This is a genomic window from Hymenobacter sp. DG25A, from assembly GCF_001280305.1.
Lineage (GTDB): Bacteria > Bacteroidota > Bacteroidia > Cytophagales > Hymenobacteraceae > Hymenobacter.
The window spans coordinates 1587334-1604421 of record NZ_CP012623.1; the positions used below are offsets into that span (position 1 = coordinate 1587334).

Annotated in this window: 16 protein-coding genes; 6 read left to right on the forward strand and 10 right to left on the reverse strand. The window is 59.4% G+C overall.

Annotation, left to right across the window (positions count from 1 at the left end; genetic code table 11):
• The first annotated feature begins 48 nt into the window (after window positions 1-48).
• Window positions 49-861: an OmpA family protein gene (locus tag AM218_RS06885; protein ID WP_054413080.1), complete on the forward strand. Its 813-nt coding sequence runs from the start codon at window positions 49-51 to the stop codon at window positions 859-861.
• 63 nt (window positions 862-924) lie between these two features.
• Here AM218_RS06885 and AM218_RS06890 read toward each other — a convergent pair whose 3' ends face one another.
• The 4 genes from AM218_RS06890 to surE form a co-directional block, all read right to left on the reverse strand.
• Entirely contained in the window at window positions 925-1470 is a 546-nt protein-coding gene (locus AM218_RS06890) for a 2'-5' RNA ligase family protein (protein ID WP_082318106.1), read from the reverse strand.
• Between the two features lie 71 nt (window positions 1471-1541).
• Window positions 1542-2936, reverse strand: a complete 1395-nt coding sequence (locus AM218_RS06895; protein ID WP_197274032.1) for a M20/M25/M40 family metallo-hydrolase — start codon at window positions 2934-2936, stop codon at window positions 1542-1544.
• Window positions 2937-3046: 110 nt separating this feature from the next.
• On the reverse strand, window positions 3047-3571 hold the full coding sequence (locus AM218_RS06900) for a histidine phosphatase family protein (protein ID WP_071843869.1): 525 nt from the start codon (window positions 3569-3571) through the stop codon (window positions 3047-3049).
• Between the two features lie 198 nt (window positions 3572-3769).
• Window positions 3770-4594, reverse strand: coding sequence for a 5'/3'-nucleotidase SurE (gene surE, locus AM218_RS06905; protein ID WP_054413086.1), 825 nt, complete (start codon window positions 4592-4594; stop codon window positions 3770-3772).
• 107 nt (window positions 4595-4701) lie between these two features.
• Here surE and AM218_RS06910 point away from each other — a divergent pair, with 107 nt between their 5' ends.
• The 5 genes from AM218_RS06910 (at window position 4702) to AM218_RS06930 (ending at window position 9719) form a co-directional block, all read left to right on the forward strand.
• Window positions 4702-5376 (forward strand): hypothetical protein, encoded by a 675-nt coding sequence (locus tag AM218_RS06910; RefSeq protein ID WP_157547562.1) that lies wholly within the window; start codon window positions 4702-4704, stop codon window positions 5374-5376.
• 104 nt (window positions 5377-5480) lie between these two features.
• Window positions 5481-5915, forward strand: coding sequence for a DoxX family protein (locus tag AM218_RS06915; protein WP_054413090.1), 435 nt, complete (start codon window positions 5481-5483; stop codon window positions 5913-5915).
• Between the two features lie 130 nt (window positions 5916-6045).
• The gene (locus AM218_RS06920) at window positions 6046-7815 is read left to right on the forward strand and encodes a M14 family metallopeptidase (protein WP_054413092.1); all 1770 of its coding nucleotides are present in this window, start codon (window positions 6046-6048) and stop codon (window positions 7813-7815) included.
• Between the two features lie 208 nt (window positions 7816-8023).
• Entirely contained in the window at window positions 8024-8926 is a 903-nt protein-coding gene (locus AM218_RS06925) for an ABC transporter ATP-binding protein (RefSeq protein ID WP_054413094.1), read from the forward strand.
• A 25-nt stretch (window positions 8927-8951) separates the two neighbouring features.
• Window positions 8952-9719, forward strand: a complete 768-nt coding sequence (locus AM218_RS06930; protein WP_054413095.1) for a DUF2705 family protein — start codon at window positions 8952-8954, stop codon at window positions 9717-9719.
• A 12-nt stretch (window positions 9720-9731) separates the two neighbouring features.
• Here the strand turns inward: AM218_RS06930 and AM218_RS06935 are convergent, their stop codons facing one another.
• The 6 genes from AM218_RS06935 to AM218_RS06960 form a co-directional block, all read right to left on the reverse strand.
• Window positions 9732-10529 (reverse strand): hypothetical protein, encoded by a 798-nt coding sequence (locus AM218_RS06935; protein ID WP_157547563.1) that lies wholly within the window; start codon window positions 10527-10529, stop codon window positions 9732-9734.
• Between the two features lie 89 nt (window positions 10530-10618).
• The gene (locus tag AM218_RS06940) at window positions 10619-11377 is read right to left on the reverse strand and encodes a hypothetical protein (protein ID WP_054413100.1); all 759 of its coding nucleotides are present in this window, start codon (window positions 11375-11377) and stop codon (window positions 10619-10621) included.
• A 160-nt stretch (window positions 11378-11537) separates the two neighbouring features.
• Window positions 11538-12995, reverse strand: a complete 1458-nt coding sequence (locus AM218_RS06945; protein ID WP_197274033.1) for a TolC family protein — start codon at window positions 12993-12995, stop codon at window positions 11538-11540.
• Window positions 12996-13027: 32 nt separating this feature from the next.
• Window positions 13028-14416, reverse strand: a complete 1389-nt coding sequence (locus tag AM218_RS06950) for an HlyD family secretion protein (protein ID WP_054413104.1) — start codon at window positions 14414-14416, stop codon at window positions 13028-13030.
• A gap of 58 nt (window positions 14417-14474) precedes the next feature.
• Window positions 14475-16205 carry a peptidase domain-containing ABC transporter gene (locus tag AM218_RS06955; RefSeq protein ID WP_071843870.1) on the reverse strand — a complete coding sequence of 577 codons (1731 nt, stop codon included), beginning with the start codon at window positions 16203-16205 and terminating at the stop codon, window positions 14475-14477.
• A gap of 94 nt (window positions 16206-16299) precedes the next feature.
• The gene (locus tag AM218_RS06960) at window positions 16300-16974 is read right to left on the reverse strand and encodes a TetR/AcrR family transcriptional regulator (protein ID WP_054413108.1); all 675 of its coding nucleotides are present in this window, start codon (window positions 16972-16974) and stop codon (window positions 16300-16302) included.
• Window positions 16975-17088: the final 114 nt, after the last annotated feature.

Genomic DNA, 17088 nt, shown 5'->3' on the forward strand with positions numbered 1-17088 from the left:
GTTCGTTTTTAAAGCACGCATACCATTTTCACTTACCCCCTAGTCTCTATGTCCTACCGCCTCCCCCATTCTGTGCTTGCCTCTATGCTGGGTGCCAGCCTGTTAATTGGCACCTCTTCCTGCGTATCGACGAAAAAGTACAAAGCCCTGCAACAGCAGAACTCTGACCTGCAGGCTTCTAAAGCAGCCCTGGAACAGGAAAAAACCCGCACCGAAGAAGAGCTGCGCAACAATTTGAGCAACAAGAATCAGCAGGTAAATCAGTTGAATGAAAACCTGAGCGGCGCCCAGCAGGCCAACTCGGCCCTTTCAGCCGACCTGCGCACCAAGGAAGCGCGCATTGCCGAAATGCAGCGCATTCTGGAGCAGAAAGACCAAGCCGTGAAAGCCCTGCGTCAGAAAGTAGCCGATGCGCTGTTAGGCTTTAATGCCAACGACCTGCAGGTAAATCTCAAAAATGGCAAAGTATACGTTTCTCTTTCTGAGCAGCTGCTGTTCAAATCGGGCTCTACCAAAGTAGACCCCAAAGGCCAGGAAGCCCTCAAGAAGCTGGCGGCAGCCCTGAAAGGCAATCAGGATGTGAATGTGCTGGTGGAAGGCCACACCGATAATGTGCCCATTGCCCGCGGCACGGCCGGCATGAAGGACAACTGGGACCTGAGCGTGCTGCGTGCCACGGAAATCACGCGCATCCTGACGCAATCCGGCCTGAGCTCTACGCAGGTGACGCCCTCGGGCCGCTCGCAGTACGTGCCGGTAGCCGCCAACGACAACCCGACCAACAAAGCGCTGAACCGGCGCACGGAAATCATTCTGACCCCCAAGCTGGACGAGTTGTTCCAGATTCTGGAGCAGAATTAACTCAACCTACCACAGCATCAGCATAAAAAAAGCCCGGCGTGCCGGGCTTTTTTTATGCTGTCATTAAAGCGTTTCTCCTCCGCCAAAGGGGAAAGTATGAATCGGTTGCCAGTGCTGCCCATCGTGCCGGAACAGGGTGATGTTCTGCACCGGGAAGGCCGCCTGGTAGTGCCGCTGGGCAAACTGCTCCCGCAGCCGGGGCACCAGCTTGGCCGGCAGGTCGCGGGTGGCCAGCGTCATGTGGGGCGTGAACGGGCGCGAATCTTTGGCTGCCTTGGGCAGCCAGGCCGCGCACTGCGTCTCCAGCTCTTGTTGTAAAACCTGCCACAGAGGATGGGGCAGAACCCGCACAAACAGGGTGCGGTGCCCGAACCAGTCAAAATCCTGCACCTCGGCCGGAAACGCCGGCAGCTGTTGTGCCACGCCCCGCAGGCAGGCCACCAGGCCCTCCTCCTTGTCTGGGGGCTGATGCCACGGCGGAAGAAGGGTGATGTGCGGGGGCAGGCGCACGGCATTACGGCTGCCCGTTTGCTCGTGCACTTCCTGCTTCATGGCCCAAACAGCGCTATACACCGGCTCCGGGGCCAGCACAGCTACCAAGTACATCATGGATAAAATAGAAAGGAGGAATTGAGCATACGTAAAGTGTGTGCTCAATTCCTCCTTTCGCTCCGGAAAAATTACAATCCGTATTTGCTGAGCAGGTACACCAGCGCGGCCATGCTGGCGTTGCCCAGCTCCAGCTCCCGGCGGTTTACTTTATCAAAGGTATCGGCGGCGGTATGGTGGATGTCGAAATAGCGCTGGGAGTCACAGTCGTAGCCGATGAGCACCTGCGCCTGGTCTTTCAAGGGGCCGATATCGGTACCGCCGTGGCCGGCGGTAATTTCCCCGCTGCCGTAGGTGCGGAACAGGGGCTGCCACTGCTGCAGGCGCTGCAGCATTGCCGGCGTGCCTTCAACGGAGAAACCGCGTGGGGTAAATCCACCGCCATCAGACTCCATGGCCGCCAAGTGCTTTTCGCCGGCCGTTTTGGCCAGTTCAGCATATTTGATGCCGCCACGGTTGCCGTTTTCCTCATTCATAAACAGCACTGCCCGGATGGTGCGCTCGGGGCGCTGGCCGGTGGCTTTCAGTAAGCGCAGCACTTCCATGCTTTGCACGCAGCCGGTGCCATCATCGTGCGCACCTTGGCCCAGGTCCCAGGAATCGAGGTGGCCGCCTACGGCAATAATTTCATTGGGGTATTTAGAGCCTTTGATTTCGCCTACCACGTTGTAGGATTTCACCTCGGGCAGCTGGCGGCAGCTCATTTCCAGCTCGAAGGTGAGCGTGGGGTTTGCTTTGAGCAGGGCGCTGAGCTGGTCGGCGCCGTTGGTGCTGAGCGCGGCGGCGGGCACTTTGGTCACCTTGTCGTCGTAGCTCATGGTGCCGGTGTGTGGGTAGTCGTCGTGGGCCAGGGAGAGGCTGCGCACTAGGGCACCCACAGCGCCGCGCTTGGCGGCTTCAATGGCGCCTTTGCGGCGCTGGTCGCCGGCCTCGCCGTAGGCATGGCCGGTTTCCACGTAGGTGGGGTTCATGGGCCGGTTGAAGAACACCAGCTTGCCGCGCACTTTGTCGTCGGGCAGGGCGGCCAGTTCCTCCCAGGTGCGCACTTCCACTACCTGGGCTTTCAGCTTGCCATTAGTACCCACTGAGCCGCCAAGAGCGCATACGTTGAAAGCAGTGCCTTTGCCTTTAGCGGGCTTGGCTTCGGCTTTTTCCCTGGCTCCCCGCTCCCAGTGCGGCACCATAACTTCCTGCAGATACACCCGGTCCAGGCCCATCTTTTCCATTACCTCTTTGCCCCACTGCACTGCCTTTTCTGCCTGCACCGAGCCGCTTAACCGGCCCCCGATGGTGCCGGTGAGTGTGCGGAGATTTTCGTAGCTCTGCCCCCGCAGCAGGGCTTCGTCGTAGAGGCGACGGATGGTGAGTGAATCGGTTTTGGTTTCGGCAGACTGGGCAGCGGCGGGCAAAGTAGCGGCAGCAGCCAGCAAACCTGCCAGTAAGCCCCGGCTCATGGGAAAACGCATATTCAGGAGAAAGAAATGGAGATAAAACAGAAGCTACCAACCCTATAGAAGGTTGGCCGGCTAAAGTACAAGAAAACGACAGCCGGGCTGCACCAGCAGTGCACAAAAGCCTATCGGGTGGCGCCAAACCGCCGGGCTAAGGCCTTAGGACGGTCCTTCTCCTTTCGGGGCACCTGCACCTCCAGTAAATAATCATATTGCAAATCACCGATAGCCGGTACGGGGCGCTCAGCGCCTAAGGCTTCCACGGTTTCCAGCAGCGTGTTGGAATGGCCTACGATGAGTACCGTGCGGCCCGCATAATCTTTACGGATGCGCGTGGCCAGGGCTGGCAGCTGCTTGGCATCATATACTTCCGGAGTAAGGCTGCGGGCGGCGGCCAGCGGGGCAGCGGTGGCCCGGGTGCGGGTGGTATTGGTGGTAAAAATGGCCGCCACGTTGCGGTTCAGCAGCGAGTCGCGCAGGGCCAGGGCACGCTGCTCTCCCTCGGGCGTTAAGGGTGGGTCCGCCAGGCCGGGGGTAAGGTCCTTTTCCGCGTGCCGTACAATGTACACGGTGGTAGGGGCCAGTTTGGAAGTACAGGCGCTGGCCAGCAGCACGACCAGCAAAAGGAAAGAGCGAAGAAATGCTTGCATATGCAGAGGGAAAGAAGTTTCTGGCGGAAAGTTAGGCTGAAACTGCGGAATCTGGCGGCTGTCGCTGGTTACTTTAAAATACATGAAAACGCCTCATCGTCAGGGCAGCTAAAACTCGTTTGAATTCCCAAAGGACAAACTGGCTTAGCCGCCTAGACGAAGAGGCGTTTTTCAATCGATAGTCAGAATGCTGATTCTCTACGCGTGGCGCTTGGCCAGCGTAGCGTGGTCGGGGCTCAGGTCCCAGCTGGCATTCATTTCGGTGAGGCCGTGCAAGGCCGTCAGATCAAACTGGCAGGCTACAACGGAAATGTAGTTGTTAGACAGGGCCCACTCATCGGTATCCTCGCCCTGGTCCAGGTTCACAAAGGAACCAATCAGCCAATAGTAAGGACGCTTGTGCGGGTCGATGCGCAGGTCGAATTTTTCCTGCCACTTAGCGCGGGCCTGGCGGCACAGCCGGATACCGGCCAGCGCCTCTTCCGATTTTTTGGGAATGTTTACGTTGAGGGCCGTGCCCACCGGAATGCCGTGTTTCAGAGCCTGGCGGGCAATGTGCTCAATCCAGGGCTCGGCGTGGGTAAAGTCGGCATCGTGGCCGTAGTCGCAGAGGGAAAAGCCAATGGCCGGCAGCCCTTCAATAGCCGCTTCAATAGCCGCCGACATAGTGCCGGAATACAGCACGTTCACGGAGGAGTTGGAGCCGTGGTTGATGCCGGACACCACCAGATCGGGCTGGCGGTCTTTCAGCACGTGGTGCTTGGCCAACTTCACGCAGTCGGCGGGGGTGCCGCTGCACTCGTAGGCTTCCACGCCTTCATCATCGAAAATGGTGCTGGCATCCAGACGCAGGGGGTTGCCAATGGTAATGGCGTGGCCCATGCCCGACTGGGGCGAGTCGGGCGCCACCACTACCACCTCGCCAATGCGGCGCATTACCCGCACCAGCGTCGCAATGCCGGGGGCCGTAATGCCGTCGTCGTTGGAAATCAGAATCAGCGGTTTGCGGGTATGTGCAGTCACAGGATCAGAGAATTAGAATAAAACAGACCGTAAAGGTAGGGAGTTGCGGGCTGGCGTAGGTGCCGGGAGCACGCTAACAACTTGCTGCAAGGTGCGTATGTTGCGGCGTGCAAAATACTCTTCCCCGTCTGCTTTGCGGCCTGGCGTTGGCCAGTCTGCTGTCTGCCTGCGAAGGCCCCTCTACCCCGACCGGTACGCCTGCCTCGGGGCCGCCTGCTGTTTCTACTCCCGCCCCGGCAGCAGCCCAGCCTACTCCTCCAGCGGTGCCGGCGGCCGCGCCGGATACGGCGGAGCAGCGCTATTACATCTTTGATAAAGGCACCGTAGGGCGCAACTTCATTCGGCTGAACATGACGGAAGCCGCGCTGCTGGACCGGGTGCCCAAGGCCATGCTGAAGAAAACTACCCGCCAGTTGGAAGGCATTGAGTACCCGGTGTATGAGCTGCGTAACCCGGACCACCCGGAGGCACCGCCCACTATTCTGGAGCTGGTAGGTGATGAGGAAGAAGGCTACCGGATATGGCGCATTCAGCTGCACGATGCCCGCTACCGCGCCGCGCAGGGCGGCGTGGGTGTGGGCTCTACGTATGGCCAGGCGCGCCAGGCCTACGGCATTCAGTTTGTGGAGCGCGGCGACATGGGCCTGGTGGCTGTATCGGAGGCTGCCCAGATTTCCTGGCTGCTGGACGCCAGTACCCTGCCCAACCCAAACGCCCCGGTGCGGCGCCCGACGGATGTGCCCGACGCCACTAAAATCAAGGGGGTATTACTTTTCCGGTAGTGCGTTGGGCCTGGGCGTTGCATTCCGCTATAATTCCTGTACTTTGGCAACCTCACAAGCCCTTTTTTCCTAACCACTACGCTACTTATCCGGCCATTGCTGCTATGAAAGCCTTGCAGAACTTTTACCGTTTTCACGACTTCGGCCTACTGCTGCTGCGCGTAGGAATTGGGGTGATGTTTACGGTGCATGGGTATCCCAAACTGATAGGAGGCCCTGAAACCTGGGAAAAAGTGGGGGGGGTGATGGGCCTGCTGGGTATTCATTTTGCGCCCGCCTTTTGGGGCTTTCTGGCCGCCGTGGCCGAGGCCGTAGGCGGGCAGCTGCTGGCGTTGGGGCTGTTTTTTCGGGTGGCCTGCCTGTTTTTGCTGGGCACCATGATTATGGCGGTTATCAGCCACCTCAGCCAGGGCCAGGGCTTTAATGATTACTCCCACGCTCTGGAAGCTACTTTCCTGTTTGCCGGTTTGTTTTTCGCGGGCCCGGGCCGCTACAGCGTAGATCAGATGCTGTTTCCGCCGCCCCGCCTGCGCTACTAATTTTTCCCCGAAGCAACTTTCCGGATTCCCTCCGGCGCTTCCCGCTCCGGAGCGCTTCTACCCAGAACGCCCCCGCAGCGGGAAGCGCCGGAGTTTCCATTTCTAAACCACCCTCCTGCCCCGGCTTTTCATGTTTCTGCTCCTACTTACTACGGCCCTGCTGGGCACCTCCCCCGCTGCTCCGGCCCCCGATTGGCGCACGCCCTTCGAGAAAGGCAACGGCAACACCACAACCACCTACCAGCAGTGCATCGACTACTACAAGCGGCTGGATGCTGCCTATTCTGAAATAACGATGCGCGAAGCCGGCCCCACCGATGTGGGCCGCCCGCTGCATGAGGTGGTCATTTCCCTGGATGGCGACGCCGACCCCGCTTCCGTGCATCAGAAAAACCGGCGGGTTATTCTCATCCAGAACGGTATTCACCCCGGCGAGCCGGAAGGCATTGATGCCTCTATGATGCTTGCGCGCGACTACGTGCAGAAAAAAGAGCTACGCCGCCAGTTGGAAAACGTCACGCTGGTTATCATTCCGGCTTACAATGTGGATGGAATGCTGAACCGGGGCACTTCCTCCCGCGCCAACCAGAACGGGCCGCAGGAATATGGCTTCCGCGGCAACGCCCGCAACCTCGACCTGAACCGGGATTACATCAAGCAGGACTCGCGCAACGCCCGCTCCTTTGCCCAGCTGTTTCAGCGCTGGCAGCCCGATGTGTTTGTGGATACGCACACCTCCAACGGCGCCGACTACCAATACACCATGACGCTCATTGCCACGCAGAAAGACAAGCTGCACCCGGCCCTGAGCAACTATATGGAAAAGCAGCTGCTGCCCGCCCTGTACGGGGATATGAGCAAGCGCAAGTGGCCCCTCACGCCCTACGTAGATTTTGAGGGCCGCACCCCCGATGCCCGCGGGCTGGTAGGCTTTCTGGAAACGCCGCGCTATTCCACCGGCTACACCACGCTATTCAACACCATCGGGTTTGTGACGGAAACGCACATGTGGAAGGCCTTTGCGCCTCGCGTGCGCGTCACCTACGACTTCCTGGATGTGCTGATACACACCGTGCACCGCGATGCGGCCACCATTGCGCAGGCCCGCCAGACCGCCGCGCAGCAAACCGCCGTGCAAACCTCTTTCCCGCTGGCCTGGCAGCTGGACACCACCCAGGCTACCAAGTTTGAGTTCCGGGGCTACGAGGGCAAAACGAAAACCAGCCAGGTAAGCAACCTGCCCCGCCTTTATTACGACCACAAAGCCCCATATAAGCGCCCTATCCCTTATTACAACACCTTCCGGCCCACTGTAACGGTAACCCGTCCGCAGGCTTATGTGATTCCCCAAGCCTGGGGCGAAGTGCTGGACCGCCTGCGTCTCAGCCACGTGCGCCTGCAACGCCTCACGCGCGACACCACCCTGACAGGCGAAATTTATTCCATTGCTGATTACAAAACGGCACCCCGGCCCTACGAAGGCCATTACCTTCACTCTCAGGTGCAGGTAAAAACACAACAGCAGGCCCTGGCCTTCCACACCGGCGACTACGTAGCCTGGCTCGATCAGCCCGCCGCCCGTTATCTGGTTGAAACGCTGGAGCCGCAGGCCACCGATTCGTTTTTTGCCTGGGGCTTCTTCGACAGCATCCTGCAGCAGAAAGAGTATTTCTCTGACTATGTATTTGAAGACCTGGCCGCAGAAATGCTGGCGAAAAACCCCGCCCTCAAAGCCCAGCTGGAAGCCAAGCGTCAGGCCGACCCGGCCTTCGCCAAAAGCGCTGCCGCGCAGCTGGACTTCATCTACCGCCAGTCGCCCTACTACGAGCCTTCTCACCTGCGCTACCCCGTACTGCGCTGGCAGGGTGCCGCGTTAAAAGGCATACTGAAGGAGGAATAAAACGTCTTGCTGCAATTGTCCGTCATGCAGAGGCGTCAGCCGAAGCATCTCGCGTGCTGACGTTGCCACAGTAACTGTCATGTCGAGCGGAGGCGAAGCATCTCGCTAGTGTGGTATACCTTGGCAACGAAGCGGTAGAGATGCTTCGACTGCGCTCAGCAGCACGGTCTTTCCATTACCTATTTCAATCCAGCTCTCATCCAAAAGAATGGCTGTCCTCGAGTTAAATAATCTATCAAAAAACTACGGTCGCACGCAGGCGCTTCGGGGGCTCACGCTGACCGTAGAGGCGGGCAGCGTGTATGGCTTGCTGGGGCCGAATGGCAGCGGCAAAACCACCACGCTGGGGCTGGCGCTGGGCGTGCTCAATGCCAGCAGCGGCACGGTGCGCTGGTTCGGGCAGCCCATATCCTCAGCCAGCAAGCGGCGCGTGGGGGCCATGCTGGAAACGCCAAACTTCTTTCCCTACCTCACGGCCCGCCAGAACCTGAAGGTAGTGGCCGCCGTGAAGCACGCCGAAGATGGGGCCATTGATGATGCGCTGGAAGCCGTGGGCCTGCTGGCCCGTCAGCATGATGCTTTTTCTGCCTACTCCCTGGGCATGAAGCAGCGCCTGGCCCTGGCTGCAACCCTGCTCAGCCGACCCGAGGTGCTGGTGCTGGACGAGCCCACCAACGGCCTGGATCCGCAGGGCATTGCCGAAGTACGGACCCTCATTCAGCGGCTGGCGGCCGAAGGTAAAACCATCATAATTGCCAGTCACCTGCTTGATGAGATTGAGAAAGTATGCACCCATGTGGCCGTGCTGCATCGGGGCGAGCTGCGCGCCGCCGGCCGTGTAGCCGACATTCTGGCCACCGCCGACCGGGTGGTGTTGCGCCCCGCGGCCGGCACTCCTGCCACCGCCCTGCCGCACGCCCTGGCCCAGCTTCCCTGGGTTAACGACGTGCAGCCGGAAGCTGACGGACGCCTCAGCGCCCAGCTGGCCGAGGGCTATGACCCGGCCGCTTTAAACCGGGCCCTGTTTGAGCAGGGCATTGTACTGGCCGGTCTGGAAATGCGCCAGCGCAGCCTGGAAACCCAGTTCCTGGCCCTCACGCAGGCACAGTAATCCTTCTACTTCAACACTCTTTGCCGTGCTGTTTCGCGCCGAACTCCGCAAAATTCTTCCCTATCGCACCGTCTGGATTATCCTGCTGCTGTTTGCCCTGCTGCTAACGGGCTTTGTGGCCATGAGCGGCGGCACCGTTATCAATGGAAAGCCCATCGGCAACTCCCTGTACGCCTTTCCTGAGCTCTGGAGCCGATTGGGCTACGTGGCCAGCTACTTCAACCTGCTGCTGGGCATTCTGCTCATCATTCTGATTACCGATGAGTTTCAATTCCGCACGTTTCGGCAGCAGGTGATTGACGGGCTTTCCCGCGCCGAGCTGGTGCAGGCTAAGCTGGGCGTGGCCGGGGCGCTGGTGGTGTATGCCACGCTGGTAGTGCTGGCTGTGGGCCTTTTCTTTGGCCTCACGCGCGGCCCCCAGCCCGCTCCCGGCGCTATTACCGCCGATTTGAGCGCGGTAGCCCTATATGCGCTGCAGGCCCTGGGCTACCTGAGCTTGGCGGCTTTGCTGGCCTTTCTGGTGCGCAAAAGCGGCGCGGCCATCATTTCCTTTCTGGTGTATATGTGGATTGCTGAGCCCCTGCTTCGCTCCCAGCTGCCCGATGAGTTGGACCGCTACTTCCCGGCTAAGCTGCTGGGCAGCCTCACACCTACTCCCGGCCAGGAGCTTTTAACCACGGTAACCGGGCCCACCGGGGCTCTTACGCCGGCGCAGGCAGTGCCTTTTGCCCTGGCTTACATTGCCTTGTTCTGGGGCCTGAGCTACCTGCTGCTTCGTAACCGGGATTTATAGTTTTCCGCCCGCTTAAGGCATGGCAGGCCGGGGTTGCAGCGAGTTGGCGTAGTTCACGATGTAGGCCAGCTCCCGGGGCACCCCAAAATTGAGCTTGTTCTGCTTAGCATACTGCTCTATCTGGCGGCTAAACGTTCGGAAGTAGTTCAGCAGGTCTTTTTTGGGGTTGCGCAGGGGCACAATTTCGCCCTGCAGAGTAGCTAGGTACAGCATGTCTTTGATTTCCGTCAGGCTACCGTAGCGCGTACCGGGCGGGCCATACATACCGCGGCTGAGGCCCCGGTTATACGGATCTACTACGTTGCGCTCTACCAGTTCCTGGCGGCGCAGCAAGAGCGTGGGGCCCGCGCTCAGCTGCTCAAAAAAGGCCGGCGACTTAAAGTCCGAATAGTCCTGGTCGCGGTTCCAGCGGTAGGTGCGAAATATGCGCGTCCGGGTGGTATCCCGCTGGTTACGGCGCATGGCAACAGCGGGCGTATATAGCGGCGGGTTTCCGTAGAAGTAGCCGTTGCGGGCATCGTAAAAATCATCGTAGCGGTAGGCGGGCAGGTTATTCCCCACTTCTGCCTTTACCGCAAAGGCCTTCACCGCTACCGGCGACAACGTGCTGACGGTCTGATCCGGCCGCGTGATGCGAATCACGTCTTCGCTCCGGTGCAGAATCAAAGGCCCCCGAATGGTGTCGCCATTGGCCAGGAGCACCGTGGCGCCCGCAAACTCCTGCACAAAGCTGCGCTGAGCCTGCGCGGCAGGTACCAGCGCCGTGAGCAGTCCACTCAGCAAAATCCAGGATAAACCGTGCCGTTTCATAGTCATTGCCTTAGAAATATATGGATTTTCAGAGCCTTTTCCAAGGACTATAAGGCGGACAAAGTCAGACCCATACGCAGTGCCTTTTACTATTCTTGGGCAGGCTCGGGAGCACTGATGGAGTTGGCATAGTCCACGATCAAAGCAAGCTCCCGTGAAAAGGAGAAGTCCAGCTTGTTTTGCCGGGCATACTGCTGAATTTGGCGGCTTTTGGTATGATAGAAGCCCAGCAGGTCCTTTTTGGGTTTACGCAACGGCACTACCTCCCCTTGCGGCGTACCCAGGTACAGCAGATCCTTCACCGGTCGGTAAAATCTGGTTTCCTGATTGTAGGTGCTGGAATTACTATAGGCACGAATCACGCGCTTCTCCAACTCCTGACGACGCAACAGGCATACAGGCCCATTGCTGAGCTGCTCAAAGAATACCGGTAATGTAAACTTGGAATTCGCCTGGCTGCGGTTCCAGCGGTAGGTGCGGTACACCTTTACGTGCAACGTATCCAACCGGGTAAGCCACAGAGGAAGCGCCTGTTTGTAACTCGACCGGCTATTGAAGGAGTACCCGCTACTGTTTGCGTAGCCGATTTGCCTCATGGATAAATCATCGGGATGGGGCTTTTTTTCGGGATAGGCTTGATTTTCGGTCAGGTTATTATCTACCTCTCCCTTCACTGTAAAAGATTTTACCGCAATAGGTGAGAATGTGCGCACCGTCTTATCCGGCATGGTGATGCGGATAACATCCTCATTGTGGTGCAAAATCAGTGGCCCCCGAATAGTGTCGCCGTCAGCCAGCAGTACCGTAGCCGCCGCAAAGTGCTGTACATAACTGGGCTGCGCCTTCACTTTTGATGGACAGATAAAATATAGCAATCCAATTGCCAGAACCTTTAGATCTAATTGCCTTAGAATAGTCATAGTCGTGAAATATAGGGAGGTTGTGGCCGTTTACAACACTCCACTTCCATTTCTAACGGTCTATACTTTCCTGCTGCAAACGGATGCTTTACGGCTGCCCCGGCGCCCCGCCCGCCGCCCAGCGCAGGGTAGCTTGCGTTTGGGCGTATTTGGCCTGCAGCTCGGCCAGTTTTACGCGCGCCAGCACCAGGCTGGCTTCCCGGGAGTTGAGCAGGAACACGGAGCTTTCCCCGTTTTCGAAGCGTGTCTGCTCGCCCTCGCGCAGGCGGCTGGCATTGCGCACTACCTGCTCCTGCAGGGCCAGCTGCTCGCGCAGGGCTTCCCAGTCGTTGGCGGCGGTTTGTACTCCGGTCTGAATGTCGCGGGTATTCTGCTGCAGATCCAGCTGGGTTTCCTGCAGCTTGAGGCGGTTTAGCTGGATTTTGGCCCGCTCCTGGCGCAGCAGCAACGGATACGCAAAGCTCAGACCCAGCTTGTAGTTGTTTTCGAGGTAGGTGCCGCTGAGGCTGGCGGGCTTTTCCGGATTGAAGGGCTGCCCGGCCTGCAGCAGGTTATACTCCACGGAAAGCTTGGGCAACAGCTTGTTGGCAAGCACGCGGCGCTCCACGCCCAGCTGGTTTAGCTTGGCCTGGTTTTTCTGCAGCTCCGGATGCACCTGCCCGGCTACCTGGGCCAGAGCCCACACCGAATCAGCCGAAAGGGGACGCCACTCGGTGGGGCCGGGCAGCAGCTGGGGGCGGGCCGTGGCCGGCAGCTCGCGGGGCTGCTGCAGCTCGTCCCAGAGGTAGTTGCTGAGCAGCAGCGTGGCGTTCCGGAATTGCACCCGGGCCTGACTGAGCACTGCCTGCCGGTTCTGCAGCTCTGTGAGGGCCTCCACGGAATCAATAGCGGCCAGGTCGCCGAGTTGTACGCGCTGCCGGATGGCCTGCAGGCGGATAAGGGCCAGGTCGGTATTCTGGGTCAGCAGCTGCAGGCGCTGGTAGCTCAGGCTCCAGTCCCAGTAGTCTTTGGTGGCCTGAAGCAGCAATTTGTTGAGGGCGCTGCGCCGTTCTGCCTCGGCCAGGCCCTGCAGGGCCTGGGCCTGCCGCACCGCGGCCCGGCGCTCATCCATGAGCAAGCCCTGCCCCAGCGGCACCGAAATACCCACGTAGCTCAGGCCCGCGGGCGAAGTGCTGCTTTCCGGATTGATGTAGGGTCCTACGCCCCGGTCGAAGCCCGCTTTCACATCCAGGCCATACCACACCGGAATGCGCAGCTGGGCGTCCCAGTCATGAAAATATTCTTTGCCGCTGAAGGTCTTGCCGTAGTATTTGCTGGTGGCGGTGGGGTCGAAAAGGCCGCGGGCGTAGCGCACCTCCTGCAGGGCGCGCTCCGGCAGCAGGCCGGCTTTGCGGGCCACGGGGTGGCGCAGCGCCACGTAAGTCAGTAGGTCCGGCAGGGTGAATATTTGGGCTGAGTCGACGGGGCGGGATTCCACTACTTCCGGCATACCGGCCGGCGGCCAGTTGCCGGCTACCTGGGCGCGCCCGGGCAGGGAAACCAACATAATACCCAGCAAAAAGGCACACTTCAGTTGTTTCATTTGCCTTCCTCCTCTCCCCCGCTATCGGCGGCTTTGGCGGACTTGCCAGCCTTGGCCTCTGCCACCGGGCTGCCCACAAAATTGGGCGGAAAGCCGTTCAGCTGCCGCCACAGCTCATACCAGATTGGCACATCATCCAGCAGGGCCCAGCCGTACACGCCGGAGCCTACCCGCAGGGGTTGTGGCCAAGGCTCCAGGTCCGGATCGGGGGTAACCAGAATGCGGTACTGCCCCTGGGAGCCAATATTATCAATGACGGCCACGCGGCCCCCAAACGTACCAAAGCTGGAGCCCGGCCAGCCGCTGAACACAAGCGCGGGCCAGCCATCAAACTGCAGCCGCACCTTGCGCCCAACGGTGAGCAGGGGAATGTCCATGGGCTTCACGTACAGCTCGGCGGCTAGGGCCGGGGTTTGGGGCATCACCGTCACAATCGGCTCGCCTTCCTTTACCATCTCGCCCAGGCCCTCTTTCAGGGCCCGCACCACGTAGCCATCCTGCGGGGCCTGAATATAGTAGTAGCCGGCTCTGATGCTGAGGTTAGCCAGCTCATTGCGCAGCTTGGCAATCTGGCCTTCACTATCAAACTGATACGCCACGGCCGAGCGCCGGTCCGATTCTGACTTGGCCAGCTTATCTTGGTATTCGGCCTGCAGCGAGGACAGCTCCAGCTGGGCATTGAGCAGCTCCTGCTGGCTGGCCCCCACTTTGTTCTCGGCGGACTGCTGCTTGGCGGTGCTTTCCTGGAACTTAAGGCGGCGCTGTTCCAGCTCCGTCAGGCTTTTTAATCCCTGTTTGTAAAGGGCCTCCTGGCGCGTGAGCTGCTGGCGCGCAATTTCCAGGTCGTTGTTGGCGGCGCGCAGCTCGGCCTGGTCAGAGTTCAGCTTGAGGCGCGTCTGGTTTACTTTGTTGCGGGCTTTGTCCAGGCTGATGCGCAAACCGCTGCGCAGGGCCTGCTGCTGAGAGCCCAGGGCCACCGTTTTACCCCGGTTTTCTTCCAGGGCCGAAATTTTAGCCTGCAGCTGCTCCCGGGTGCGCTGTAGCAGCTGGGGGTCGAAATATTTCTCCTTGATTTCAGTGATTTCAACCAGCGTATCGCCCTTTTTTACCAGCTGGCCTTCCCGCACGTGCCAGCGGGCAATACGCCCGGCAATGGTACTGGGCACGGTTTGCGGGCGGTCCTGGGGGCGCAGAGTGGTCAATTGGCCGTAGGAGCGGATGTTCTGCGTCCAGGGCAGAAACCCGGCCAGCAGCACCAATACCCCCAGCGCCCCTACCCAGCGGGCCAGCGTGCGCCCCATGGTGGGCGTTTGCACCCGGGCAAACGAGCGGAAGCGCGCTACCGCCGGGTTGGTTTCATCCAGGGGATTTTCAGCGAAAGGCATTGGGGGTAAGTCTAAGCTTGTGTGAGTAGTACTATCTCGCCGGTGGCAGGGCGGCTATTTATGCCAGCAACGATTGTAGTTCCGGCCGTTTCGACATCTCCGCAAAGGGCCCGTCAGCCAACACGCGGCCGGCGCGCATGAAAGCCAGGCGCGGGCACAGGGCCAGCTCGCGCAGCTCGTTGGTGGCCAGCACCACGGTCCAGCAATGTTCCGGGGCCAGCACCCGCGTGAGAATGCGCAGCCGCTCCATAGGCTCTACGCCGGGCAGGAAACTATCGAGCAGCAACAGGCGGGGTCGGCGCACCAGGGCCCGTGCTAGCAGCAGCTTCTGGCGGAAGCTATCGGCCAGGGGGCTACCAATGCCCAGCGGCGCCTGCAGCCCGCCCAGCCGGCTGTACACCTGCTCGCGCAGGCCCACCAGCTCCAGGCTCCAGGCTACATCCTCAGGGGAGATACCGGCCTGACCCAGGGTTATATTCTCCAGCACAGTGCCCTCAAACAGGTTCTGGTGCGAGATATTATCCCCAATGTGCAGGCCAATGGTAGCAGCCGATAGGTCCTGCATAGCCAGCCCATCACACGCCACCACGCCTGAAAAATCAATGAGCTGCCCGGCCAGCATCCGCAGCAAGGTGCTTTTTCCGCTGCCATCGTGGCCCGTCAGGCCTAGATGCTCGCCGGCACTCAGGCTCAGGGTTACCTCCTGCAGGGTCACTTTTTTACTTCCCGGGTATTGGTAGCCCAGATCCCGTAGTTCCAGCTGCAGCCCGCAGCGCCCCGTGGGCAGGGGCATTTCCGAACCGGCCCGCGGGGGTATTACCGGCAGGTCCAGCACTTGGCCAATTTTATCAATGGAGGTCAGGGCATCATACACCACATCCAGCTTGATTAACACCTTCTCCACCGCCGATATGATGAGGATTATCACAATTTCGGCGGCCACAAACTGCCCAATGTTCAACTGCTTGTTTATCAGCAGCCAGCAACCTATAATTAGCAAAGCCGCCGTGATGAGCGTTTTAAAGGCGACAAAACCGAAGTATTGCGTGAGCAGCACCTTGAAATGCTGCTGGCGGGCCGTGAGGTAACTACCCACCAGCTCATCGGTGCGGTTGTAAGCCAGCTCCTCCCGCGGCGGGTACCGAAAGGTTTGCGCCGTACGGGCAATGTCTTCCAGCCAGGCCACTACTTTATACTTGTATTTCGATTCCTGCAAGCTGGTGCTTAGTCCTTTGGGGCTGGTGAGGCGCAGCAGCAGCCCCAGTACCAGTACCAGCAGCACCCCGAAAGCAATGAAAATGGGGTGATAGAATGCCAGCAGAATAAGCCCGAATAGAATTTGCAGGGCGGCGGCCGAAAACTCCACCAACAGGGTAGCCAGGCCTTTTTGCAGGGTGGGTGTGTCGAGCAGGCGGTTCATGAGCTCGGGCAGGTACTGGCCGTTCAGCGCCTCGGTGCGCACCCGGGGCAGCCGCACGGCAAAGTCAAAGCTGACGCGGGCAAACAGACGCTGCTGGATAAACTCCACCAGGTACAGCTGCATAACCTGGAGCGCCCCCACCAGAAACGTACCCACCACAATAAAGCTGATGAGCACCACCAGGGAAGTACTTACATCACCACTGCTCACAAACCCGATAACGGACTGTACCCCCAGCGGCAGCGTGAGGCTGATGAGGCCGGCCAGCGCGGCATAGATGTACAGGTAGGTGATATCCCGGCGTTCGGCGGCCAGCAACCGGAACATCCGTTGGCCGGGCGTTAGTCTCGCTTCGGTTTGGTCTGCCATGGTCTTCAAAAATGAGGGTAAATGGGAAGCATCCGTTCCTGCCGGTTGCGAGCAGGTACTACAACAATCCCGGATTGAAGCTTGTGCCGGTTGCTCAACTCAGCACGCCAAAAACCAGGGATTCCAGAAATGCATAAATCTCCTTTTCTGCGGCCTGCTGCGGGTCGGCATCCGTGAGAGAAGGTAGGTGCCGGGCAAAGAACAGCTGCTTGCGGGCGGCCTCCAGCAGGGTACTTACCAAAGCGTGTGGAAAAGCATAATCCGGATTTATATCTTTTACTACCAGGGTGATATCAGCCACCAACTGTTTGTATTCGCGGAACAGCCCCACCTTGTTGTCTTCGTCTACGCCGTGCGTGAGGTAGGCTTTGGAGGCCTCGTTTATCACCAGGCGGTAAAGTGCGGCTTCATCCAGCTGAGTGGTGGCGGGGTCATCGTGGTGGGCCCGGGTGAGAATGCCCAGGATAAGCCGCATGCGCTCCGGCGCACTGGCCACGTTGTGGGTATGAAACCGAATCTGGAAGCGCAGCCAGGCCCAGTACCACGACATCAGATACACCAGCAGCCGGTGCTTGTTCTCAAAGTAGCGGTACAGAGAAGCTTCCGTGGACTCCATGCGCGCCGCCAGCTTTTTGAAGGTAAACTGCTCAAAGCCAATTTCATCAATCAACAGCACGCTCTCCGCCACCAGGCGGCGGCCCAGGTCGGTATCCTGCGGGTCGCGCAGGTACAGGTTCTTGTTCAGGTCAATGCGCAGTGCGGTGCTCATGAGGCTTGTGTGTAAAAAGGGGCTTTACTTTCAGGGCCTATCTTCGCTATAGGCTGGCAGGAGCTTCGGCCGCAAATATAGAAAAACTTCTTTACTAGATAGTAATACTATTAC

What these genes read in the sequence shown, in the direction of transcription:
- AM218_RS06885 (WP_054413080.1), top strand. Translation starts at nt 49, where the DNA reads ATGTCCTACCGCCTCCCCCATTCTGTGCTTGCCTCTATGCTGGGTGCC.
- AM218_RS06890 (WP_082318106.1), bottom strand. Translation starts at nt 1,470, where the DNA reads ATGATGTACTTGGTAGCTGTGCTGGCCCCGGAGCCGGTGTATAGCGCT.
- AM218_RS06895 (WP_197274032.1), bottom strand. Translation starts at nt 2,936, where the DNA reads ATGCGTTTTCCCATGAGCCGGGGCTTACTGGCAGGTTTGCTGGCTGCT.
- AM218_RS06900 (WP_071843869.1), bottom strand. Translation starts at nt 3,571, where the DNA reads ATGCAAGCATTTCTTCGCTCTTTCCTTTTGCTGGTCGTGCTGCTGGCC.
- AM218_RS06915 (WP_054413090.1), top strand. Translation starts at nt 5,481, where the DNA reads ATGAAAGCCTTGCAGAACTTTTACCGTTTTCACGACTTCGGCCTACTG.
- AM218_RS06920 (WP_054413092.1), top strand. Translation starts at nt 6,046, where the DNA reads ATGTTTCTGCTCCTACTTACTACGGCCCTGCTGGGCACCTCCCCCGCT.
- AM218_RS06925 (WP_054413094.1), top strand. Translation starts at nt 8,024, where the DNA reads ATGGCTGTCCTCGAGTTAAATAATCTATCAAAAAACTACGGTCGCACG.
- AM218_RS06935 (WP_157547563.1), bottom strand. Translation starts at nt 10,529, where the DNA reads ATGAAACGGCACGGTTTATCCTGGATTTTGCTGAGTGGACTGCTCACG.
- AM218_RS06945 (WP_197274033.1), bottom strand. Translation starts at nt 12,995, where the DNA reads ATGTTGGTTTCCCTGCCCGGGCGCGCCCAGGTAGCCGGCAACTGGCCG.
- AM218_RS06950 (WP_054413104.1), bottom strand. Translation starts at nt 14,416, where the DNA reads ATGCCTTTCGCTGAAAATCCCCTGGATGAAACCAACCCGGCGGTAGCG.
- AM218_RS06955 (WP_071843870.1), bottom strand. Translation starts at nt 16,205, where the DNA reads ATGGCAGACCAAACCGAAGCGAGACTAACGCCCGGCCAACGGATGTTC.
- AM218_RS06960 (WP_054413108.1), bottom strand. Translation starts at nt 16,974, where the DNA reads ATGAGCACCGCACTGCGCATTGACCTGAACAAGAACCTGTACCTGCGC.